Genomic DNA, 23,494 nt, shown 5'->3' with positions numbered 1-23,494 from the left:
TGCCATGCCTGAATACAGAAGAAGCCTCGATATCTACCAGGGATACAACTACAAGAAGGACAAGCAGACCCCTGTCGGCTACCTGACCAAGATCAAGGTCGCCGGCACGGATCTCACGGTCGATCAGACCTGCAAGGACCCGACGAACCCCACCACGGATCTCAAGTGCGTGGCGGTGCTGAGCGGCGCCCTGTGGGAGACGGGCGTCACCGACGCGGTGTACCTCTCCGGCCAGGTCTCGGCGCCGAACCGGCAGACCCTCGCGAGCCTGATCATCAACAGCCTGACGAGCGTCGAGGTCGTGTACCAGTTCGCTGTGTACGACTACGACCCCGTCGCGAAGAAGTACTACCTCGCGTTCCACGCGAACCAGACCGACATGAACGGCCTGCTCGAGAAGCGCGGGGAGGACCTCAACGTCTCGGTCGCCGACGACGCCTCCACCGAGGTGCAGTCTCCGATCAACTACTCGTTCCAGATCGGGATCAAGCCGCAGCCCAGCGCGCAGACCCTCCACATCGCGACCGCCGATCAGAAGAACGTCGTCAAGTCCTGGGGCCTGGCCCTCGGCTGACGGGAGACGAGATGGAGAGCCTCGGCCGCGTCGACTGGCACCTCGGACAGATCCTCCGCCCGGAAGACTTCGAGTCTCTGGAGGAGTCCCTGTCCGAGGAATCCCGCGCGCGGGCCGAGGCTCCCGGGCTCCCGGCGTACGGCTGGATCGAGCTGGAATGGGATCCCGGCGACCTCTCGCGCGGGATCCTGCGCCTCGAGAGGGCGACGGCCGCCATGCCCGGCGGGCCGATCGTCCGCTCCTCCGACAACCTCTCTCTCCCGGAGCCCGCGAAGCTCAAGGCCGCGGGCACGCCCGAGGTCGACGTGTACTTCCACGTGCTCCCCGCGGAGCCCGCCGAGGGCCAGCGGGCGGGCGCCGTGGGGACCCCCCGCATCACCCTCCGATCCGAGCTGTCGTTCAAGGAGGCGTCCGCGCGCGGCCGATCGCTGCACGTGGGGCGCTTCGAGACGCGCGACGGCAAGGCGTTTTACGTCGCTCCGGCCGTCGTCCCACCCCTCCTCCGGCTCCGATCGACTCCCCATCTCCACGCGCGCCTCGTCGGGCTGCGAGACCGGCTCACCCGGTATTCCGACGAGCTGCGCAAGCACGTGGCCCAGGCCCGAAGGTCGGCCGGCCCCACGCAGGCCTTCCTGCGCGGGCGCGCCGAGGTGATGAAGGCCGTCGCGCTCCTCGACGACGCGCTCCTCGACGCTCCCCAGGGCGCCGAGAGCCGCTCGCACGCGCGCCTGCACCCGCATACAGTGCTCGCGGCGCTGCGGTCGCTCCTCGTGGAGCTCCACCTCGTGGAGGGCACGCTGCCCGACAGCCTCCTTCCGAGGTACGATCACGACAACCTCGGCGGCCTGTTCGGCGACCTGATCTACGCGATCGAGGCCCGGATCGACGGGCTGCCCCTCACGACGCCGACCATCCAGCTCGTCGAGTCGGAGGGCCGCTTCGTGGCGCAGGACATCCCCGAGGACGTGCTCGACGCGCCGGAGATCTACCTCGTGATCGAGCGCCCGACGCCGTACGGCGAGATGCCCCTCGAGCGGTACAACGTGCGCCTCGGCGAGCCGAGCCGGCTGCCATGGATCAACCAGCACTCCACGCGCGGTATCCGCCCCGCCCGGACGAGCGCCTCCCCCGCCGACTTCGGCGCTCGGTTCGACGTCTATGCGCTCCCGAAGCCCGACGGCAAGCAGCGGCAGCGCCTGGAGGGGCACCGCGTGGACACGCAGCGCATGGAGCCGCACCGCGCGGACACGCAGCGCATGGAGCCGCACCGCGAGGGCGCCCAGCGCGTCGCCACGCCCGAAGAAGAGTGGAAGTACGTGCGTGCCAGCCGCTCCATCGGCTTCCTGCGCCCGAAGGAGCTGGAGGGCATCCGCGCCGCCCTCTACTGGACCTATCCGGCGAGCACGGCGCGCTGAGGGCGGACGATGGGCCTCCTGGGACGTCTGGCCGGTGAGCGCATGGAGCCCGCCCTGAAGTCGGTCGCGCGGAACCTCGCGACCGTGCTGAACGCGAAGAAGGGATATGCCGAGGCGGCGGAGGTCTTCGGCCTCGGCGACTACGAGGAGCACCTCGCGACGAACCCGCTCATCGAGGCCCTGGGCCGCGAGATGCTGAGGCTCATCGAGGACTACGAGCCGCGCGCCGAGAGGCCGGTGCTCACCTTCCTCGGCGCGGACAGCACCCTGTACGCGGCCTTCCAGCTCCAGTGCGAGGTCGAGGGGAGCCCGGCGGCCTTCTGGATCCGGATGCACACGATCCTGCGCTACGTGACCGTCGAGCCCATGGCCCCGGGTCCGGACGGAGGAAGGGCGCCCGCGTGAACGACCGCCTCGCCGCCACCCTGACGCTCACCTGCGGCGGCACGGCCCACACGATCCAGGGCGGCAACGTGCGCGCCTTCTCGCTCCGGCTCACGCCGTGGGGCGCCGAAGGAACGGTGGAGTTCGTCCTCCAGGACGACCAGACACGGGGCGGCCAGTACACGGACGGCGTGCTCGCCGACTTCCAGAAGCCCGATCTCGCCGAGGTGAGCCTCTCCGTCAGCGCGGTGCGCTCGGACGCGCAGAAGGACCCTACCATCCCGGCGATCGCGACGCGCGGCCTCGTCGTCGAGCGGAGCGTGACCGAGAAGATCCACGACAAGGGCTTCACGGAGCGCCCGGTGCTCTACCGCAGGTATCGGGTCCGCTTCGTGGACGCGGCGCGCGCCCTCTGGAGGCAGCACCACCCGACGCTTCTCACCGTGGACCAGTCGTTCCAGGACGTCCTCGACGCCAACAAGGGCGACAAGATCACGCTCTCCTACGACTGGGACACGCTGTCCGCCGCGGTGCCGATGGTGTTCTTCCACCTCCCCAGGGCCGCGGGCGCGAGCTTCTACGATCTCGTGACCTGGTACGTGAGCCACAAGGCGGGCGTCCTGACGTTCGATCACACGGCCGGGACCTACAAGCTCTCCAAGACCAAGGATGCCTCGGGGACGGCGGCGGTCCTGCCGCGCGAGGACGTCGTCGACCTGACCTGGGAGATCGCCGAGCCCGTGCGGTACGCCCCGCGGGTCCTGAACGTCTCGGCGGCGTCCCCGAAGCTCTCGGCGATCACGAACCAGGACGCCGCGACTGGCATCTACGACGACGTGGTGATCTGCTCCGACGTCGCGCAGGAGGGCGACGATCGGGTGACCGCCGAGACAGCCCGCGCGCGCGCGCCCGCGACCCGGCTCACCCTCTCGTTCGCGCGGTTCCCCGCCGTGCCTGTCTCCCCGGGCAGCCTTGTCACCGCGTCGACGAGCGGCGGGTTCCCGAGCTCCATCCGCACGACCCCGGGCGACCTGCGCGTGCTCGATCTCTCGATGTCGGCGCGCGCGCTCGATCAGGGCCCCGAGGCGGACTACGGCGACACCGCGACGGGGTTCGAGATCGAGCTCGGCCTCCTGCTCGAGGACCAGGACGACCCCTTCGTGTCCCTCCCGCCGTTCGCACCCCCGAAGTTCCCGGGCTACCTCGAAGGAAAGTGCGTGAGCGCGGTGGGCGAGGACACCGATGTCACCTACGAGATCACCGCGAACGAGACAACGTCCGTGGACGAGTACAAGGTCGAGATCCCGTCCTTCGAGAGCAAGCAGATCAAGGCGCCGTACATGTCGGCGCAGGCGACGGGCACCTTCTACCTGCCCGTTTACAAGAACGAGCGGGTGCGGCTCGCGTGCTTCTTCGATCGCGCGGAGATCGTCCGCGTCCTCGATCACCGGCCCGGCGCGCGGGTGCCGCAGGACGGCCAGGGGCAACACCTGCTCTTCGGAAAATCCGACAAGAGCAACACCTCGATGCTCCACGACTACCAGAGCGACAAACCCGTCCTCCGCGTGCTCCGCACGAACGAGAGCGACACGGTGCTCCTGCGCCTCGAAGAGGGCAAGATGACCCTCAAGGTCGAGGAGACGGAAGGGGGAGGGTCGTAGTCGTGGGCAAGCTGGTCTGCACCGTGGAGCTCGACAAGGTGGCGGGGATCACCGTCACGATCGAGAACAAGGACGATCAGATCACGCAGACCGTCGCCATGAACGGGACCTCGATCACGCTCACCGTGAAGGGCTCCGACGCGACGAGCACCATCACGCAGACCTCGGCGAAGGTCAGCGTCTCGTGCAAGGAGTTCGAGGTGACGGCCTCCGAGACGATCACCATGAAGTCGACCAAGGCGTCCACCTACCAGAGCGACGACACGATGACCGTGAAGAGCGCGAAGGACATGACCCTCTCGTCGGACAAGGACATCTCGGCGACCGGCACCAACGTGAGCGTCACCGGCAACACGAAGATCGCCCTCTCCGGAGGCGGTCAGAGCACGTTGGATCTGACGTCCTCCGCGGCCAAGGTCGCGTCGATGGAGGTCGACGCCGCCGGGCAGACCAAGGTGAGCGTGTCCGGGGCGATGGTCCAGATCAAGGCCGACGCGACGCTCAACGCGGAGTCGACGGGCACGGCCACCTTCAAGGGCAGCCTCACCAACGTGCAAGGCCAGCTCGTGAACGTGGGCTGAGGGAGCGGCGACATGGACGAAGGACCCCAGTTTCGCGCCCTGTTCCACGAGGAGCTCGCGGCGCTCGATCACACCATCGAGAGCGGCGTCCGCAGGGGCGAGCTCGCGGCCGGGACGGACGATCCCGACGTGCGGAGGCTCATCGAGGCCATGGCGTTCTTCTCGGCGCGCACGCGCGCGTCCGCGAGCGCCGCGATGCGGGCGTCGATCATCCGCCTGGCCGGCGGCCTGCTCGACGAGCTGTTCGCCCCGATGCCCGCGGCGGCGCTCCTCCAGGCGGACGGGTGGGGCCTCCTGGACGCGCCGATCGAGCTGCCCGAGGGCACGCAGATGCGGGTCGAGACCTATGACGGGCGGGCGTCGATCTTCTCGACGCGAGGCCCCCTGCCCGTGCGGCCGATAAGGATCCAGAAGGCCGAGCTCGCGAGGAGCGCGCGCGGCGCGGAGCTGCGCGTCCACCTCGCGGCCAGGGTGCCGCAAAAGGGCCAGATCGAGCTCCCGTTCTTCGTCCGGCGGCACGGCGACTACAACGCCGGCGCCGAGCTGCACGAGGAGCTGCGCCGCCACTTCCTGCGCGCGGTCGCGACCAAGGACGACGGGATCGACCGCGCCTGCGACGTGTCGTTCGAGGCGCCCGCGCCCGCGAGGCCGTGGGACAGCGGCGAGGGCGGCTCGCCGATCGACCGTATCCGCTCCTTCTTTCACGCCCCCGAGCAGGCCTTGCTCTTCCGCGTCTCCGTGCCGGCCGAAGGGCCCGCCCCCGAGCGGATGACGCTGACCATCTCGCTCGGCGCGAGCTTCCCGGAGCAGCTCTCGGTCACGGCCGACACGTTCGCGCTCTTCGTGGTGCCGATGCAGAACGCATGGAGCGATCTGGCCGAGCCGATCTCCGTGGACGGCACGAGCGACGCCCGGCAGGTCCGGCTGCTCCACTCGGCGCTCGAGGGGGTCGAGCCGGTGACGGTGCGCGGTATCTACAGGCCTGTCCAGAAGGTGCTGACGCCTGTCCCGCCGCGCTCGCTCTCGGGCGAGGAAGGGGACTCGTACGAGGTGCTCTTCCCCGAGGATGGCAGCGTGATGGTGCGCGTCTCCTCGCCCGACGCGGTGACCGCGCCGTGGATCGCGCAGGTCGACGCCGTCTGGTCGCAGCCCTCGCTCTGGCAGAACGCGCGCGGCCCGCTGACCGTGCGGCCGCAGCGCAAGAAGGCCCTCGACGGCCTTTCGCTCCGCGTGCTCGGCAACGTGCGGCCGCCCCTGCCGAGCCCCCTCGCCCTCTCGCCCGAGAAGGGGCTCGACGTGCTCGCGCTCAAGCAGAAGCCCACGCTCGAAGCGCGCGACCTCCGGGCGCTCCTCACGCTCTTCGGCGCCTCCGGCGCGAGCCCGTTCGCCCGGTTTCCCGGCCGGATCGCCGGCCTCACCGCGTCCTTCGCGCCGGATCCGATCGGCGCGCGGGGCCCGCGAAAGAGGGTGTATCGCGTGGAGATGCAGCGGCCCGCGGCAGGGGAGGAGGCGCTCGCGCCCTGGTTCCACCGGCAGGTCTCGGCGCTGCTCGACGCGTGGAGCCCCGAGCCCGCGGACGTCGAGACGACCTCCCCGCGCGCGGGAGATCAGGAGATCTCGCCGTGACGCAGATGGGCAGTCCATCCAGCCCGGCCGCGGCGCCCCGGGAGGACGGGGTGCTCCACCTCTTGCGCGAGGTCACGGTCGCGCACGCGAAGCTCGAGAGGATCATCGAGGACGCGTTCGACGCCGGCCCGGGCCTGCCCGATCTCGTCGTGCTCTCGACCGACATCTCCGACGAGCTGGACCACCTGCGAGGGCGGGTGTCCCGGAAGACGCGCGCGGCGCCCGAGAACGTGCTGCTGCCGCTCGTGTGCCTGTACGACGAGCGCGTGCTGCTCCGCGTCGCCCCGCTCGGCGGGAGCGAGGAGTGGCTGCGCGTGCAGCGGCGCGACTACGCGCCTCGCGAGGACGGAGGAGACCTGTTCTTCGAGGAGCTCGCGCCCCTCGTTCCGCGCGCCGAGCAGCTCGCGAATCAGCCGCCTTCGGACGAGCGCGATCGGGTCCTGTTGCTCCTGACCCTGTATCGATTCTGCCTCTCGGAGGGCTTCACCGGCGGCTACGCCGGCGCCCCCGATCTGCTCCGCGAGCGCGCGGAGGAGGTGCAGAGCGCGCTGCGGCTCCTCGTGCCGCCGGCGCCCCGCGCCGCGCCCCTGGCGATTCGCCAGCCCCCGGAATCGTGGCTCGCGAGGCTGCGAAAGGCGCTCTCGCTCTGAGCGCGGATCGCCGCGGGTGAGCGCAGAGACAGCGCAGACGCCTTTTTTTTGTGGCCGCGCGCCGCCCGTGGTCAGATCCCCCCATGGAGCGCCTTGGCCCGGGGTCCGACGATGCCGCACCGGCGCCGCGCCCGTCCGCGCCGCCGGCGAAGGGCGGAGTCTCGCCCGAGCAGGCGCTCCTCGCCAGCGTCGAGGCCCGCCTCTCCGCCTCGCTCTCGAAGACGGCCGTCGCCGCCGTGCTCGCGCCGCTCCACGAGGCCGTGGCCCCGGGGGCGAAGGTCGACCCAGCGAAGCTCGTGGCCACCTTCGAGACCATCGAGGACCTGCTGGAAGCAGTGGGCTGAGCTGGGATGGATGTCGCGGGCGGCTCCGGCGTGGACGGGTGGTTCATCCTTGGGATCCTCGCGCTCGTCGTCGGCATCCTCTGCTTCGTCCTGCTCGCCGTTGGGTGGGTCCGGAAGCGCCGCGCCGCCCAGGGGAAGAAGGCCGAGGACCTGGACCTCGCGGGCGCGTGGCGCAAGGCCGTCGCCGCGATGCCCCAGCGCGAGCGCGACGGCCCCGTGCTCGTCGTGCTCGGAGAGCGGCTGTCGGGGAAGACGACCCTCATCCGCGGAGCCCTGAAGCAAGGCGATCGGTACACGCCAGACGGCCGCGATCTGGACGTGTATTCAGGCAATGGACAGCGCGTCCAGGAGATCGCCTCGGACCTCCTGTTCGACCCGCGGCCCGAGGCCGAGGACGCGCTCCGCAAGCTCTGGAAGGGCGTGGCGCTCGATGCGCTCCGCGTGATCGTTGTGGTCAACGCGAGCTCGCTCTCGTGGAACGAGGCCGGGCTGCGCGATCTCGGCCGCGTAGCGCGGCGCAAGCTCGATATCCTCACCGATCTGCGCGGCTCGCCGGTGAACGTGCGCGTCGCGGTCACGCACTGCGACGCTCGCTCCGCCGGGTTCTCACCGCTCTGCGACATCCTCGAGGAGACCAACGCCCGCGGCCCGATCGCGCCGAGGGAGTCCGACGAGCTCCCCCCCGAGTGGCGCCGCGTGACGCCGCTCGGCGCCCGGACCACGAGGTTCCCCGAGCTCGTGGGCTTCGTCTCGTCGGAGGGCCCGGAGACGGTGCGGGCCCTCGCGCCGTTCTTCGAGTCGCTCCTCGCCTCGACGAAGGACGCGCCGATCGTCAACGGCGTGTTCCTCTCGGCCGCGACCGAGCTGGAGCCCTTCCGATCCACCGGCGACGCGCTGGCCGAGGATCCCGAGCTCGCGAGCAGCGACCGTCGAGCCCGGGAGCGCCGCTTCATCACGCGCGTGGGGCTCGCGCTGGCCGCGGCGCTGGCGCTCGGGGCGATCGTGTTCACGGCGCAGCGCGGCTCGGTCGAGCGCACCGCGAGCGCCGTCACGATCATGGCGGACGCGGTGAGCCACGGCGACAGGGTGTCGAGGACCGTCGAGGAGAGGGCCGCGGCCGAGGTGCTCCGGATGGACCGCTCGGCCTGGCTGTTCGAGTCGCGGCGCGCCGAGATCGAGGAGCAGTATCGGACCGCCGTCGAGGCGGGCATGCTGAATCCCAAGCTCCAGAGCACCGACCGCGCCGCGCGGATCCGCGCGCTCTCCGTGCTCGACGCGGGCAAAGAGGGCGACCCGCTGCGCGCGATCATCCAGAAAGACGAGGCCGCGTGGGCCGCCGCGCTCGGCATGTCGCCCCGGACCCTGAAGAGCTATCTGACCGTGAGCGACGGCGCGGGTCCGACCGAGAGGGAGCTCTCGAATCTGCCCGAGATCACGGCGTTGCCGCAGGGCTCTTCGCGCGCGGACTGGGCCTCTTTCTTCCGCCGCCTGTCGGACGTGCTGCACGGGCAGCGCCTGCGGACCGAGCCTTTGAAGGAGCTCCAGGACAGCGCGGGGGATCTCGATCAGGCGGTCCGCGACGCCGCGGAGCAGACGGAGCTCGACGAGGCGGCGCGGATCCTCCAGGCGCGTCATCCGCACCAGAAGAACCTGTTCGGAAAGGGCACCACGAGCGACGCGGGCCCGTGGATGCAGGAGAACGCGGGCACGCTCCAGCACCTGCTCGCGGCCGTCCGGGGAGCCTCGCTCGACGGGCCGTCGGGCGCGGGCAAAGGCCTGCGACAGGCCGTCCTGGACCTCCAGGTGATCGCCGTGCCGCCCGAGATCGTGGAGCCGAAAGCGAGCGAGGCCACGGCCGAGACGCAGGCTGACAATCTGCTCGATCGATTGAAGCAGCTCGTCGGGAGGGCCGCCCCTCCGGCGGCCGGCGTCGGCTCCGCCGCCGCTTCGGCGGCCGGGGTCGGCGCCGCCGCCCCCAGGTCGAGCGCCGCGCCGGCCGCCCCCGCCGCGCCGGCTTCGGCCTCGGCGAGCGCGGCGCCCTCGGGGAGCGCGTCCTCGACTGCGGCGGCCAGCGCCGCGCCGGAGGCGAAGAAGCCGCCTGTCTACAGCGTGGTCCTCGACGCCCAGTCGTGGAGCTTCGACATGGGCCAGTGGGCCCAGGCCATCGTCGCCGGCCGCGCGCTCGTCTACCTCGACGCCCTGTTCGCGGACTCGTCCAGGCGATCGGTGCTGTTCCCCAAGGACGCGGCGTATCCCCCCGTGCTCCCGCAGCCCGGGCGCGGCGCGTCCACGTACATCGATGGCCTGGTCTCGCACGAGGCGTTCACGGCGGAGGTCGAGCCCGGCCTCGCGGGCTTCGAGGCCGCGCTCGCGAGCACGGGCCTCGACGTCTCGGAGCGCGAGATCTACCTGCGGCCCACGCGCTCGGCGGCGTCGAGCTACGGCGCGGGGCTGCGCGACGCGACGGATGCGTATTACAAGAGCTTCCAGCTCTCGCGAGGGGGCGCCTCCGCGCTCGCGGCGGACGTGGCCGACATGGTGTCTCCGTCCTCGTTCTTCACCACCTTCCAGAAGCGCGTCGCGGATCAGGCGAGCGTCCCGGGATCGCCGGGGACGCTGCTCCGGCTCGTGGGGGACCCGGTCGCGGACTTCGGCCCGATCGCGCGGCTCCTGACCGGAGAGAACGGCAAATATCCCGCGCTGGAGCCCTATTACAAGCTCCTCATCACGCTCGTCCCCTCGCTCTCGGACAGGGCCCCTCCGGCGCCGAAGAGGGACGCGCCGCTCGACGATCGCCTGGCCCCCATCGGCGCGCTCGCGCTCTCGGCCCTGCGCACCCCGGCGAAATCCCCCGACGCCGAGGTCGAGGCGTGGCTGAACGACGCGTCCATGACCGAGTCGCTTCGCCGGCCGTTCCGCCTCGCGGTGCAGCGGGCGCTCGCGCTCGGTAAGGCCGATCTCGACCGCGCGACGGCCGACGCGTACACAGCGGAGCTCCGCCCGTCCGTGACCCCGATCCTGGGGCGCTTCCCCTTCGACACGCGATCGACGGTGGACGCGCAGGCGGCCGACGTGGAGGCGACGTTCGGGCCCAAGGGCACCTTCTTCGCGTCGTTCGCGTCGCTGATCGGTCCGGTGTGCCGCGAGGGCCCGGCGGGCAGCTACACGCCCCTGGAGGTCCCCTCGGCCGGCGCGGTCGAGGTCCCGGCGGGGGCGCTCCGGCTCGCGTCGTGGGCGCAGGGCCTCCAGAAGATGCTCTTCGGGCCCGACGGCAAGCCGCAGCCCATCGCGTTCCGCGTCAAGGCCCCTCCCCTCTCGCCGGTCGAGCCCGAGCGCACGATCACCCTGGCGCTCCTGCAGTCGGGGACAGCCACCTTCTATGCGTTCAATCAGGCCCCATCGTGGCAGCCTTTCCCGGTCGCGTGGTCGCCCGCAGGCGGCCAGGCCAACACATCGAGCGTGGGGATCCAGACCACGCCGACGGGCGGCGGCGAGCCCCGGATCCAGACCATCGACGTCGCGGCGGCAGACTTCTCGTTCTTCCACCTGATCCAGCGCGCCGAGGTCACGGGCTCGAAGGTCACCTGGAAGGCCTCGCCCGAGTCCCCCGGGGACCCGCGGAGGTACGCTGCGTTCCTGTTCGAGCCCAATCCCGCGGGGCTGCTCCGGGCGCCGTCCCTCGATTGAGCGCGGACCGCCGGGGAATCGCGGAGGACGGCGAGGACGGGGAGGGCGTCGCGGGCGCTCGCCGGCAAAGTGGATTCCTTTGCGCGGTCACGGGATAATCGCCGCGTGCGACTGCCCAGCCTGCCCCTCCCCTTGCTCGCGGCCGCCCTCGCGGCGCCGGCGGTGCTCGGGTGCAAGTCGCAGGTGCAGTTCCACGTGCGCCCGGACGACGCGCTGAACGAGAACCGGCCCTGCTACCTCGTGGTCCGCAACGTCGACTCGAAGACGTACCTCGAAGAGACGTACCAGGCGGCCTCTCTCCAGGTGACGGCGCCGGACGACTCGGTGCTGGAGACAGCCGTGGTGTTCCCCGGCACGAAGAAGGAGATCTCGGTGTCGCCGCCCGCGAAGGGGATGGTGGCGCTCTACGTCTTCTTCTACCACCCGACGGGCGACTGGAAGGCGATCTTCCCCTCCTCCGAGGCGACGTACGACGTCGTGCTGGAGGGGAGTCGGCTGCGCGTCGAGAAGAGGTGATCCCGGGGCGGAGGCCAGCGGAGAGCGTGCTCGTGAACGGCGAGTTGGCGCCGTGGCCCTCAATCGTACGTCTTGCTGCCGCCCGTCGACGTGGAGCCCGTCTTCGTCGACCCCGTCGCGAAGGGCTCGTAAAGCGTGTCAATCTTGCTGGGGTCCGTCAGCCATTCGAGCTTCGTGTTCGGGTACTCGTTGGCGAGGACCTGTGTCATCAGCGGAGAGATGTCCGCCCGCCTCTTCAAGACCGCCTCTTTGTAGTTGTCCATTCCCCAGATGAACGAGTCGAGCACGCCGAAGTTGGGCTGTGCCTTCGGCTTCGAGGGAGCGAGCTTCAGAGAGAGGCTGCTCAGCGGGGCGACCTCGGTCTTCAGCTTGGCGACCAGGACGCAGTCGAAGATGAGCGCGGAGTGGCTGCCCGCCGCGCTCGCGTAGTCCTTGTGCCGGAACGTCCTCGTGGCCTGCTGACCCTTCAGCGGCTTGTAGTACGCCGCGTTGTAGGCGAAGAAAGGATACGTGCTGTGCGGCGCTTCCCGCCCGGTGCGCAGGCGCGCCGGGGCCCCCACCTTGCCGCCGTCGATCGTGGCCAGCCCATCCCCGAACGTGGTGAGGCGCTTTACGTCGAAAGAGTTCTTCTCCAGGACCGCACGATCGGTGGCGGGCACCCACAGGACCTGGATCATCATCAGGTATCCGAGCTTCTGGGGATAGGAGGCGATGTACTCGATCGACATGGTCGGCTTGTCGACGCCGACAGGCCGCCTGCCCCCCGCGTCCCACCACCACTGGTCGAGCTTCTCGGGCTCGGTCTGGTCCACTGCCAGCGCCCTCGTCGTCGGCATGTAGCCCACCACGACCCTGACATCGATGGTGTCGTTCAGCAGCTTGTAGACGAGCCGTTGCCCGGGCATGGCGTCCTGTCTCCTCGCGAGCAGGAAACGCCAGCGCGCCCCGGCGTGTCAAATTCCGTGTCGACGGCTCCGCCGGGCAGACGCGATCGTTCAGGTGAGACGAGCCAGCAGGCGCCCTGCCGCGGCCGGGAGCAGGCGGGATGAACAGGAGCTTGCGGCCCGCGCGGGGTGCGCCATCGTCCCTCGAGCATGCCGATCATCACGGGAATCGCCCCCTCGCCTGACAAGCCCGGCCACGTCGTCATCCTGGTGGATGGGGTCCCCTTCGCCACGGTGCCCGAGCAGGCCGCCGCCGGCCTGGCCCCCGGCCAGAGCAGCCCCGGGGCCGCGGTGGAGCCGCCCCGGAAGACCGCCGCGGGCGAGCAGAAGACCTACGAGCGGGCGCTGCGGCTCCTGTCGTTCCGTGCGCGATCGGCCAAGGAGCTGGAGAAGCGCCTGATCGAGAAGGGCGAGCCCAGGGAGCACGTGACGACCGCCATCGAGCGCCTCACCGCGAGCGGGCTGCTCGACGACGCGCGCTTCGCGGAGGCCAAGGCCCGCTCCGGCATCGTGGGCAAGCCCCGTTCGCGCCGCAGGATCGAGCAGGACCTCGCCCGCAAAGGCGTCTCGCGCGACGTGGCGGACGCGGCCATACGGCAGGTGATGGCCGACGAAGGAACGGACGAGTCCGCCGTGGCCGAGCGGGCGGCGCGCAAGAAGCTCCGCTCGCTCTCGGGGCTCCTCCGGCGGAGCAGCGGCAGAAGCTCTACGCTTTCCTCGCGCGCCAGGGCTATTCGCCCGACGTGGCGCGCCGGGCGCTGCGCGCGGTGCTCGACGCGCCGCCGTGAACGGCGCCGCCGCGCCGGCCCCTCCGCGTGCGGTGGATCACCCGGGCAACCAAAACCCATCGTTTTTCTGCCCTTCTCCCGCCACCCACCGCACGCTACAAGGAGCCTTATGTCGCACGAGCTGGATGGCTCGCCGCCGGATCGCGCGGACGCTGGCGCGGTCCTGGCCGGGGGAGGAGAGATGGGCGCGCGCATGCGCGCGATCGACTGGTCGAAGACGCCGCTCGGCCCACTCTCGTCGTGGCCCCAGAGCCTCAAGACGTGCGTGCGCATCGTCCTGACGTCGCGCCAGCCGATGTTCGTCTGGTGGGGCGACTCGCTCATCAACCTCTACAACGACGCCTACAAGTCGATCGTCGGCGGCAAGCACCCCGAGGCGCTCGGGCAGCCCGCGTCCGTCGTGTGGCGCGAGATCTGGGGCCAGGTCGGGCCGCGCGCCGCGTCCGCGATGCGCCGCGACGAGGGCACCTACGACGAGGCGCTCCTCCTCGTCATGGAGCGGAACGGCTACCAGGAGGAGACGTATTACACGTTCTCCTACAGCCCTGTGCCGAACGATCAGGGCGGCACGGGCGGTATCCTCTGCGCCAATACCGACGACACGCGGCGAATCATCGGAGAGCGGCAGCTCTCCCTCCTCCGTGACCTCGCGGCGCGGACCTCGCACGGGCGCTCGTGGGAAGACGTGTGCGCGCGCAGCGCGAGCTCGCTCGCGACCAACGCGAAGGATCTCCCGTTCGCGCTCCTCTACGTCGTCGACCCGGACCGGCGGCGCGTGCAGCTCGCGGGCAGCACGGGGTTCGAGCAGGGGCACGCCGCGGCCCCGGAGTCGCTCGCGCTCACGGACGAGTCGCCGTGGCCGCTCGCCGCGGCGCTGCGGGAGCACGAGGCCTGCCGCGTCGTCGAGTTGCCTCCACACCTCCGGGATCTCCCGACCGGCGCGTGGAAAAAGCCGCCGACGCGGGCGGCCGTGCTGGCGATCTCCCCTTCGGGGGAGACGGGCCGCGCCGGGGTCCTGATCGTCGGGCTGAATCCATTCCGCCTCTTCGACGACGATTACCGAGGCTTCCTCCACCTCGTCGCCGGCCAGATCTCGGCCAGCATCGCGAACGCGCAGGCGTACGAGGAGGAGAAGCGGCGCGCGGAGGCCCTCGCCGAGCTCGATCGCGCGAAGACCACGTTTTTCAGCAACGTGAGCCACGAGTTCCGCACGCCCCTCACCCTGATGCTCGGGCCGCTCGAGGACGCCCTCGCGTCGGCGGAGCGGAGCCTGTCGGGCGCGGATCTCGAGACCGCGCACCGCAACGCGGGCCGGCTCCTCAAGCTGGTCAACGCGCTGCTCGACTTCTCGCGCATCGAGGCGGGCCGGATCCAGGCGTCCTACGCGCCGACCGATCTCTCCGCGCTGACCGCGGACCTCGCGAGCGCCTTCCGCTCGGCGATGGAGCGCGCGGGGCTCGCGTTCGAGGTGGACTGCCCGCCGATGCCCGAGCCCATCTATGTCGATCACGACATGTGGGAGAAGATCGTGCTCAATCTCCTCTCGAACGCGCTCAAGTTCACGTTCGAGGGGACGGTCTCGATCTCGCTCCGCGCGCACGGCGATCGCGCCGAGCTCACCGTGCGGGACACCGGGACGGGCATCCCGGATCGGGAGCTCTCGCACCTGTTCAAGCGGTTCCATCGCGTTCAGGGCGCGCGCTCCCGCACCCACGAGGGGTCCGGGATCGGGCTCGCGCTCGTCCACGACCTCGTCCGCCTCCACGGCGGGGCCATCCACGTCACGAGCGAGGTCGCCGTGGGGACGTCGTTCACGGTCTCCCTGCCTCGCGGGACCGCGCACCTGCCGAAGGACCGCGTGAACGCCGCGCGGACGCTGCCGTCGACGACGACGGGCGCAGCGCCTTATGTGCAGGAGGCGCTCCGCTGGCTGCCCGGCGCGGAGGGCGGGTCGCCCCGCGGCGCGGAGGGCGGCTCGCCCCGCGGCGCAGAGCGCGATCACGGCGTCGAGCGCCTCGCCCCGGCGGCGCGGACGTCGTCCGACGACGCCGCGCTCGCGGTCGGCCCGGCGGCGCGCGTCCTCCTCGCGGACGACAACGCCGATATGCGCGAGTACGTCGCGCGCGTGCTGCGCGAGCGCTGGACGGTCGAGGCCGTCGCCGATGGCGCCGAGGCGCTCGCGTCGGCTCGCCGCGACCCGCCGGATCTCGTGCTCACCGACGTCATGATGCCGAACCTCGACGGATTCGGCCTGCTCCGCGCGCTGCGCGACGACGAGCGCACGAGGGGTGTCCCGGTCGTCATGCTCTCCGCGCGCGCCGGGGAGGAGTCGCGCGTCGAGGGGCTCGAGGCGGGCGCGGACGACTACCTCCCCAAGCCGTTCTCCGCGCGCGAGCTCGTCGCTCGCGTCGCCACGCACCTCCAGCTCGCCCGCCTGCGGACAGCGGCCGAGCGCGAGCGCGAGCGGCTGTACGACCTCTTCATGCAGGCGCCGGTCCCCATCGCGGTGTTCGCCGGCCCCGAGCACCGCTACGAGGTCGCGAACCCGCCGTACTGCGAGATGGTCGGCCGGCAGGACCTCGTCGGGAAGAGCCTGCGCGAGGTGTTCCCGGAGCTCGGCGAGCACGAGGCGATCGCCATGCTGGACCGCGCGCTCACGGCCGGCCAGCCGCAGCGCATGGCCGAGCTGACCATCCCCGTCCGGCGCGGCGGCGCGGTGAGCGAGGCCGTCTTCAACTACGTCGCTCAGCCCATCCGCGACCCCTCCGGCGCCGTCACGGGCGTCATGGTGGTCGCCTTCGAGATCACCGATCAGGTGCTCGCCCGGCGCCGGATCGAGCAGCTGAGCCAGCATCGAGAGGAGCTCATCGCCGCGCTCGCGAAGACGAACCAGGAGCTCGACCAGTTCGCCTACGTCGCCTCGCACGACCTCAAGGCGCCCCTCCGGGGGATCGCGAACCTGTCCGAGTGGATCGAGGAGTCGCTGGCGGGGAAGCTGGACGGCGAGACGCAGGAGCACATCCACCTCCTGCGCGGGCGCGTGCGCCGCCTCGAGGCGCTCATCGACGGGATCCTCCATTACTCGCGGGCAGGGCGCCTGCGCGGCGACGTGGTCGACGTCGACACCGGCCATCTGCTCGCGGAGGTCGTCGAGCTGCTCTCGCCGCCCCAGGGCGCCCGGGTCGACATCGCGCCCGGGATGCCGACGATCGCCGCGGAGCGCGTCCCGATGCAGCAGGTGTTCCAGAACCTCATCAGCAACGCCCTGAAGCACGCGCGCCGCAGCGACGCGCACGTCGAGGTGACGTGTGAGGACACCGGCGCTTACCTCGAGTTCGCCGTGAGCGACAACGGGCCCGGCATTGCGCCCGAGTACCACGAGCGCATCTGGGATCTCTTTCATACGCTCGAGTCGCGCGACAAGGTGGAAGGCACCGGGATAGGGCTCTCCGTCGTGAAGAAGATCGTGCAGAGCCGCGGAGGGAGCGTGTCCGTCTCGTCGCGTCCCGGCGCAGGAGCCACCTTCGTCGTGCGCTGGCCCAAGCGGGTGAAGGACGAGGCCTGAGCGCCCCCGGGTTGACGCAGGCCACGCGACGGTCGAAGGTGCGGGCATGCATGCGCGCCGAGAGTCGTTGGAGCCGTGGCTTCGGAGCTTCGTCGCCGACAACGGGGGTATCGCTGGCACGGTGCACCTCGTCGAGGGCGATGCGCTCGCGCTGGCCGCCGCCGTGAACATCCCCGAGAAGGTGCAGGAGATCACGCGCCGCGTCCCGCGGGGCAAGGGGATGGCCGGGCTCGCCTGGGAGCGCGACCAGCCCGTGCAGACGTGCAATCTGCAGACGGACACGTCCGGCGACGTGCGGCCCGGGGCCAGGGCGGTCGCGGCGCAGGCGGCGGTGGCGCTGCCCGTGCGCGACGCCTCGGCGAGCGTGCGCGCCGTCGTGGGGATCGCGTTCGCCGGCGAGCGCGAGCTCGGTCAGGACGAGCTCGATCGGCTCGCGCAGGGCGCCGGCGCGCTGCCGGCCTGACAAGAGCGCTCCCGCGCCGGGCCACCTCGCTGCCCGCCGCAGCGCCGCATTCTCACCCCGGCGCTGCCCGCCGCAGCGCCGCTGCATCGCCGCGCCACCGCACCACAAGGCCCTTGTTTTTCGCGGCTACGATGCTAGCGATGCCCGCTCTCCCATGGAGACGAACGGACGCAGCGCCCCGAAAGCCGCGATCGACGCTTCGCTCGACGCGCGCGATCCGGACGCCCGCCCGCACGTCCGCGTGGAGGACCTCGTGCGCGGTGCCGCGAACGAGCCCGCGTGCGAGCGCGCCGCGGCCGGGCCTGGCGAGGGCGGCGCCACGGGCGAGCCCCTCACGGCGAAGCTCGCCCGCCGCACCGTGCCCGGCGCGCTCTACGAGCCCGGTCCCGAGGAGGGGTATCTCCGATGCACCGCGTGCGCGCACCGCTGCGTCCTCGCGCCGGGGCGCGCGGGCGCGTGCGGGATCCGCTTCGAGAAGGACGGCGAGCTCCGCGTCCCGTTCGGCTACGTCGCGCGCCATTACGTGCGTTCGGTCGAGACGAACACGATCTTCCATGTGCGCCCCGGCGCGAGGTCCCTCACCTTCGGGATGTTCGGGTGCGACCTGCGCTGTCCTTATTGCCAGAACTGGAAGGTCTCCCAGGCCCTCCGCGAGCCGGAGGGCGACGGCGAGCCCATCGACATCAGCGCCGCGGATCTCGTCGAGGTGGCCGTCGCGGCGGGCTGTGGGGTCCTCGCGAGCGCCTACAACGAGCCGATGATCACCGCCGAGTGGGCGCGCGCCGTCTTCGCCGAGGCGCAGCGGCGGGGGCTCGTCACGGCGCTCATCTCGGATGGCAACACGACGCCCGAGGCGCTCGCGTACATGCGCCCGGTCGCCGACGTGTTCCGCGTCGACCTGAAGGGGTGGAGCGCGGATCAATACCGGACGCTCGGCGGCCGCGTCGAGCCGGTGCTCGCGGCGATCGGCGAGGCCCGGCGCCTCGGCTACTGGGTCGAGGTCGTGACGCTCGTCGTCCCCGGCTTCAACGACAAGGCGGCCGGACTCCGCGCCCTCGGCGCCGAGATCGCCGGCGTCGACCCCGACATCCCCTGGCACCTCAACGCCTTCTATCCGCGTTACAAGATGCGCGAACGCATGACGACCGACCCGGCGTTCCTCGTGGACGTGGCGGGCGTCGCCTATGCGCGGGGGATGAAGTACGTTTACGTCAGCAACGTGGCCGACCGCGTCCGTGAGCTCTCGCATACACGCTGCCCCGCCTGCCACGAGGTCGTCGTGCGGCGGTTCAACTACGAGACGCAGGAGGTCCTCCTCTCCGGCGGCGCGTGCCCATCCTGCGGGACGCGCGTGCCCGGGCTGTGGGGACCGGCAGCGCCGTAGCGCCGCGCAGGCGGGCGCCCCGCTCCTGCCGAACCCGCGCGCGCATCGCCGGCCGTGAGCCGACTGGGCCTGTCGCCGCGAGGTTTCTGTCTCATTTCACCAGACGCCCTGTCCGGTGCTCCTCGCATCCCGGAAGAGCCAACTTGCGTCCCGACCGAACTCCCCCGATCGCAGGAGCATCGCTGATACGCACCGCTGGGACGCACATGGGCTCACCACCCGTCGCTCGGGTGCGCGCGCCGGTGAGATGCGCGCGTCGCCATTCACTACTTGCCTCATGACGCGCCGCACCCCTGAAAAGGGTCATGATCGTGGGGCGGTGTACGATGCGCGCCGCGCGCATTTCAACATTGAAACATAAATACTCTTTCCTGGATCCCCAAAGAGCGTGTCCGTGTTAGTTGTTCAATGACCACCTGATCCCGGATCGCTGCCGAAGTCGCTTTCTCGAGGAGGTCCCATGCAGTCACCATTCGCCCTGCGAAGGGTCGCTGGCGGTCTTTTGTCCGCCGCGGCGTCGTCTCTTGTCCTCGCGGCCAGCGCCCCCGCCCTGGCCGGGTCGTCTTATACGCTCTTCGAGAGCGGGCAGGTGCGCCCGCTCGCGCTCTCTCCCAGCGGAAACCTGCTCTTCGCGCTCAACACGCCGGATGGCCGCCTCGAGGTCTTCCGCGTCCATCACGGCGCGCTGGTCCACCGGAGCTCGATACCGGTCGGGCTGGATCCCGTCGCCGTGGCGGCGCGGAGCGACACCGAGGTGTGGGTCGTGAACCACCTGTCCGACAGCGTCAGCGTCGTCGAGCTGTCCCCTGGCGGATACGGCGGCCGCGTCGAGCGCACGCTGCTCGTGGGTGATGAGCCGAGAGACCTCGTGTTTGCCGGCCCCGGGCGGCGCCGCGCCTTCATCACGGCGGCGCACCGCGGCCAGAACAACCCGAACGATCCGCAGCTCACCACGCCGGGCGTGGGCCGGGCCGACGTCTGGGTGTTCGACGCGAACCACCTGGGCCCGTCGCTCGGCGGCGAGCCGCTCGCGATCCTCACCCTCTTCGCCGACACGCCGCGCGCGCTCGCCGCCACGCCCGACGGCGCGCGCGTCTACGCCGCCGGCTTCCACTCGGGCAACCGGAGCACCGTCGTCACCGAGCTGCTCGTGCCCGACGGCGGCGCGGCGAACGGCGGCTCGCCGGGCCCGATGACCAACGCGTTCGGCGACCCGGCGCCCGAGGTCAGCCTCATCGTGAAGTTCGACGGCGCGCGCTGGGTCGACGAGATCGGCCGCACCTGGGACGAGAAGGTGCGGCTCTCGCTGCCTGACAAGGACGTGTTCGCCATCAACGCGATGGCGAACCCCCCGAGGCCGATCGCCGGGCCCTCGGGCCATTTCGCCGGCGTCGGGACGATCCTCTTCAACATGGTCGTCAACCCGGTGAACGGGAAGGTCTACGTCTCCAACACCGACGCGCGGAACGAGCAGCGGTTCGAGGGCCCCGGCGCCTTTGCCGGGCAGAGCCTGCGGGGCCACCTCCACGAGAGCCGGATCACCGTGCTCCGCCCCGGCAATGCCCCCCCGCGCGTCGCGCCGCGGCACCTCAACAAGCACATCGATTACTCGGTCTGCTGCGCCCCGACGCCGAACGCCGAGAGCGAGGCGAGCCTGGCCCAGCCGGTCGACATGGCCGTCACGAGCGACGGCGCGACGCTCTACGTGGCCGCGCTCGGCTCGAGCAAGGTCGGCGTGCTCGGCACGGCCGCGCTCGAGGGCGACACGTTCGTGCCCGACGCGGCCGACCACATCGAGGTGAGCGGCGGCGGCCCGTCGGGGCTCGCGCTCGACGAGGCGCGAGGCCAGCTGTTCGTGCTGACCCGCTTCGACAACTCCATCTCGATCGTCGACACCGCGACCCGGGCCGAGACGGCGCACGTCGCGATGTACAGCCCCGAGCCGCCGGGCGTCACGCTCGGGCGGCGCTTCCTCTACGACGCGCGATCGAGCTCGGCGCACGGCGACTCCTCGTGCGCGAGCTGCCATATCTTCGGCGACTTCGACAGCCTCGGGTGGGATCTCGGCAATCCCGACGAGCCGGTCACGACCAACCCGGGCCCCTTCGTCGGACCGCTGCTCAACCTCTTCACGCAGCAGCCGATGCCCCGGCAGTTCCACCCGATGAAGGGCCCGACAACGACCCAGAGCCTGCGCGGCATGGCCAACCACGGCCCCATGCACTGGCGCGGCGATCGCACGGGCGGCAACGACGCGCCCACCGCGCAGCCGGACAGCGGCTCGTTCGACGAGCGCGCCGCGTTCATGAAGTTCCAGGCCGGCTTCACCGACCTCCTCGGCCGGAGCGGCCCGATCCCGGCCGCCTCCATGGAGGCGTTCGCGGACTTCATCCTGCAGGTGACCTATCCGCCCAACCCGATCCGCCGTCTCGACAACTCACTCACGCCCGATCAGCAGGCCGGGCGCGACACCTTCGTGAGCGGCAACCTGGACGGCACCGCCATCTGCAATGGCTGTCACGTCCTCGACCCGGAGGGCAATCCCGGCGTCGACAAGCCAGGCTTCTTTGGAACGAACGGCAACATGACGTTCGACTTCCAGCCGCAGCTCATCAAGACGCCGCACCTGCGCAACATGTACCAGAAGGTCGGGATGTTCGGGATGGCCGCCCCGCTGTTCGGCATCCTGCCCGGCGACAACGACCCCAAGGGAGACCAGGTGCGGGGGTTCGGCTTCCTGCACGACGGGAGCTTCGACACGCTGTTCCGGTTCTTTCGCGGAATGGGCTTCTCGCCGTTCACCGGCTTCACCAACCAGTTCGGCACCTTCCCTGACAACCCGAACGGCCTGCCGGACTCGCCGGCGGGCGACGCGGTCCGCCGACAGATCGAGTCGTTCCTGCTCGCCTTCGACTCGAACGTTGCGCCGATCGTCGGCCAGCAGGTCACGCTCACGCCCGGCAACCAGGCCGCCGCCGCTCCGCGGATCGATCTCCTGATCGCCAGGGCGGACGCCGGCGAGTGTGATCTCGTGGCGAAGAGCCACCTGACCTCGCAGGAGATCGGCTTTCTTCACACCGGAGCAGGGCAGTTCGTCGCCGACCGGACGGCGCTGCCGCCGATCCCGGACGCGGTGCTCCGCCAGATCGCCCTCGCCACGGGGCGACCCCTGACCTACACGTGTGCGCCGCCGGGCTCGGGCTACCGCATCGGCGTCGATCGCGACGAGGACGGCTCCCTCGACGGCGACGAGCGCAGCGCCGGCAGCGACCCGGCGGACCCGGCCGACACGCCCTGAGCTCCGCCTCGCAGGGCGGCGCGCGGCCGGCGCCCGCTGGCGTTCACCTGTCCCGTCATCGCACCTGCACGCCGGCGCGGAGCGCGCAGTCCGGGTCGGGCGGGGACACGCAGGCGAGGGCGCACACCCCATCTGCGCCGCAGTGGAGATCGGCGCAATCGGGGTCGACGATCTCGGGGCCGACATCACACGCCGCCTCGCAGAGGCCGTCCGCGCGGCACGGGTTGTCCGCTTCGAACTCGTCGATCGTCGGCTGGATGAAGCGGACTATCTGGTCGAGATCGGTGCGCGCCTGCACCCCGTCCAGCGTGCAGGGGTCGTCACCGAACGAGGTCACGCCGGCGTGGCGCTCGACGCCCCCGCGCAGGAGGAACGCCGGACCTCCGGAGTCGCCGGCGCACGTGTTCATGTCGGGAACCTGGTAATAGAACTGGGTCGCGTCGATCGTCCCCGGCGTCCCGCCGACCTGGGCCGGGCCGACCGCCAGGATGGGGAACGTCACGGCGCGGCGCATGCCGAACCCCGTCCCCGCGACGCCGTCGGAAACACCGTAACCGACAAAGGTGTAGTCCGGCCCGACGTACCAGGTGGTATTTTCCATCGATTCGCGAAGGAGCGGCGCGGGCTGCACGGGCGCGTCGCTCTCCAGCTGGATGAGGGTGAGGTCGTTCTCGAGGGTTGCGGGATTGAAGGCGGGGTGCCTCCTCGACGCCTGGATCCGCGCGCTCTCCGACCGCCGGCCGAGGGTCGGGCCGAAGAAGACGCGCGTGAGCGCGCCGTGGCAGTGTCCCGCCGTGATCACGGTGCGCCGCGAGATCACGGTCCCGCTGCAGTACGCCCGGTTCCGATTGCCCACGCCCACGACATAGGCGTGCGTCGTGTCCACAGCGCCTCCAATGATGCGCTGTCGGGACGTGAGCAATGGCTGCTCGCCGTCGCCCCCGGGAGGTGCGTCCGCGCAGCCGAGCCCGCCGAGGCACAGGATCGCGATCGGGATGGCATTCTTCATACTGCAACCTTTCCGTCCAGAAATGGTGTCTAGAGCGGCGGATTGCGGAGGCGCCCGCGGTTCGGCGCCGCTCGGACCCGCGGGCGCGCGGGGGGCATAACAAGCGCAGTGCCAGCGCCATGCTCCGCGAGCGCGCGAGTCGGCCGCGGGGCGTCGCGGGGAGTCCTGGAATGGCGCGCGAGCGGGGGAATCTCGTCGGGGCGATCCCCGCTGGAGGGGACGGCGCGGACGTTCGCTCCGTTCCGGGGAGGGCATGGCGCCGCGGTCGCGGCCCTCGCGCGCTCTCCCAGGGAGACCCGCCGGCCCGGCGGCGTCTCAGGACGCCGGCGTCACCCGGGCCGGCAGGGCGAAGCGCTCTGCGGTGCTGGCGATGTAAGCGCGGTTGAGCTCGCGGCAGGCGGGCTCGTGGCATGGCGGTCCAGCAACGGGCGGAGAGGCTGCCCGGCCGCGGCATCGCACATCATCACACGGCCAGTATAGCGGATGACCGCGGGCGTGGCAGCGGCCGTCGGGGAGCTCGCCCGCCGGTCGATCCGCGGCCGCCGCGCCGCCTTCGTCACGCGCCGGCTCGCCCAGGGGCGCCTCGCCGCCGCGCTCGCGATGCC

16 protein-coding genes and 2 pseudogenes are annotated in these 23,494 nt (G+C 71.2%); 16 read left to right on the top strand and 2 right to left on the bottom strand.

From position 1 onward, the window contains the following. The first annotated feature begins 4 nt into the window (after nucleotides 1-4). The 10 genes from POL72_RS21070 (at nucleotide 5) to POL72_RS21025 (ending at nucleotide 11,438) form a co-directional block, all read left to right on the top strand. Complete coding sequence (locus tag POL72_RS21070; RefSeq protein WP_272097280.1) at nucleotides 5-574, top strand: hypothetical protein; 570 nt, start codon at nucleotides 5-7, stop codon at nucleotides 572-574. 11 nt (nucleotides 575-585) lie between these two features. After that, nucleotides 586-1,989, top strand: a complete 1,404-nt coding sequence (tssK, locus tag POL72_RS21065) for a type VI secretion system baseplate subunit TssK (RefSeq protein ID WP_272097279.1) — start codon at nucleotides 586-588, stop codon at nucleotides 1,987-1,989. A 42-nt stretch (nucleotides 1,990-2,031) separates the two neighbouring features. Continuing rightward, on the top strand, nucleotides 2,032-2,394 hold the full coding sequence (locus POL72_RS21060; protein WP_272097278.1) for a GPW/gp25 family protein: 363 nt from the start codon (nucleotides 2,032-2,034) through the stop codon (nucleotides 2,392-2,394). Next, the gene (locus POL72_RS21055; protein WP_272097277.1) at nucleotides 2,391-4,034 is read left to right on the top strand and encodes a hypothetical protein; all 1,644 of its coding nucleotides are present in this window, start codon (nucleotides 2,391-2,393) and stop codon (nucleotides 4,032-4,034) included. Before POL72_RS21060 ends, POL72_RS21055 begins: the two co-directional genes overlap by 4 nt. Nucleotides 4,035-4,036: 2 nt before the next feature. Continuing rightward, nucleotides 4,037-4,615, top strand: a complete 579-nt coding sequence (locus POL72_RS21050; RefSeq protein WP_272097276.1) for a hypothetical protein — start codon at nucleotides 4,037-4,039, stop codon at nucleotides 4,613-4,615. A 12-nt stretch (nucleotides 4,616-4,627) separates the two neighbouring features. Beyond that, the gene (locus tag POL72_RS21045) at nucleotides 4,628-6,241 is read left to right on the top strand and encodes a type VI secretion system baseplate subunit TssF (protein WP_272097275.1); all 1,614 of its coding nucleotides are present in this window, start codon (nucleotides 4,628-4,630) and stop codon (nucleotides 6,239-6,241) included. After that, nucleotides 6,238-6,891 carry a DotU family type IV/VI secretion system protein gene (locus tag POL72_RS21040; RefSeq protein WP_272097274.1) on the top strand — a complete coding sequence of 218 codons (654 nt, stop codon included), beginning with the start codon at nucleotides 6,238-6,240 and terminating at the stop codon, nucleotides 6,889-6,891. The genes POL72_RS21045 and POL72_RS21040 overlap by 4 nt, the downstream gene beginning before the upstream one ends. A gap of 83 nt (nucleotides 6,892-6,974) precedes the next feature. After that, entirely contained in the window at nucleotides 6,975-7,235 is a 261-nt protein-coding gene (locus POL72_RS21035) for a hypothetical protein (RefSeq protein ID WP_272097272.1), read from the top strand. A gap of 6 nt (nucleotides 7,236-7,241) precedes the next feature. After that, the gene (locus tag POL72_RS21030) at nucleotides 7,242-10,922 is read left to right on the top strand and encodes a type VI secretion system membrane subunit TssM (protein WP_272097271.1); all 3,681 of its coding nucleotides are present in this window, start codon (nucleotides 7,242-7,244) and stop codon (nucleotides 10,920-10,922) included. A gap of 105 nt (nucleotides 10,923-11,027) precedes the next feature. Continuing rightward, nucleotides 11,028-11,438 carry a hypothetical protein gene (locus POL72_RS21025; RefSeq protein ID WP_272097270.1) on the top strand — a complete coding sequence of 137 codons (411 nt, stop codon included), beginning with the start codon at nucleotides 11,028-11,030 and terminating at the stop codon, nucleotides 11,436-11,438. 59 nt (nucleotides 11,439-11,497) lie between these two features. On the opposite strand, the gene POL72_RS21020 is transcribed toward POL72_RS21025, so the two are convergent. After that, the gene (locus POL72_RS21020; RefSeq protein ID WP_272097269.1) at nucleotides 11,498-12,343 is read right to left on the bottom strand and encodes a hypothetical protein; all 846 of its coding nucleotides are present in this window, start codon (nucleotides 12,341-12,343) and stop codon (nucleotides 11,498-11,500) included. 189 nt (nucleotides 12,344-12,532) lie between these two features. Here POL72_RS21020 and POL72_RS51815 point away from each other — a divergent pair. From POL72_RS51815 to POL72_RS21000, 6 genes and pseudogenes are all read left to right on the top strand, one after another. Further along, nucleotides 12,533-12,916, top strand: a pseudogene (locus tag POL72_RS51815) (regulatory protein RecX); the annotation flags it as partial. 182 nt (nucleotides 12,917-13,098) lie between these two features. Then, a pseudogene (locus POL72_RS51810) lies at nucleotides 13,099-13,170 on the top strand (regulatory protein RecX); the annotation flags it as partial. A 109-nt stretch (nucleotides 13,171-13,279) separates the two neighbouring features. After that, a complete protein-coding gene (locus POL72_RS21015) occupies nucleotides 13,280-16,735 on the top strand; it encodes an ATP-binding protein (protein ID WP_373372234.1) in 3,456 nt (1,151 codons plus the stop codon). A gap of 46 nt (nucleotides 16,736-16,781) precedes the next feature. Beyond that, nucleotides 16,782-17,198 (top strand): GAF domain-containing protein, encoded by a 417-nt coding sequence (locus POL72_RS21010; RefSeq protein WP_272097267.1) that lies wholly within the window; start codon nucleotides 16,782-16,784, stop codon nucleotides 17,196-17,198. A gap of 154 nt (nucleotides 17,199-17,352) precedes the next feature. Continuing rightward, nucleotides 17,353-18,582, top strand: coding sequence for a radical SAM protein (locus tag POL72_RS21005; protein WP_272097266.1), 1,230 nt, complete (start codon nucleotides 17,353-17,355; stop codon nucleotides 18,580-18,582). A 460-nt stretch (nucleotides 18,583-19,042) separates the two neighbouring features. After that, nucleotides 19,043-21,880, top strand: coding sequence for a hypothetical protein (locus POL72_RS21000; RefSeq protein WP_272097265.1), 2,838 nt, complete (start codon nucleotides 19,043-19,045; stop codon nucleotides 21,878-21,880). Between the two features lie 55 nt (nucleotides 21,881-21,935). On the opposite strand, the gene POL72_RS20995 is transcribed toward POL72_RS21000, so the two are convergent. Continuing rightward, nucleotides 21,936-22,889, bottom strand: a complete 954-nt coding sequence (locus POL72_RS20995; RefSeq protein WP_272097264.1) for a S1 family peptidase — start codon at nucleotides 22,887-22,889, stop codon at nucleotides 21,936-21,938. Nucleotides 22,890-23,494 lie beyond the last annotated feature (605 nt).

The organism is Sorangium aterium (genome assembly GCF_028368935.1).
Classification (GTDB): domain Bacteria; phylum Myxococcota_A; class Polyangia; order Polyangiales; family Polyangiaceae; genus Sorangium; species Sorangium atrum.
This window is presented reverse-complemented; position numbering and strand designations above follow the sequence as displayed.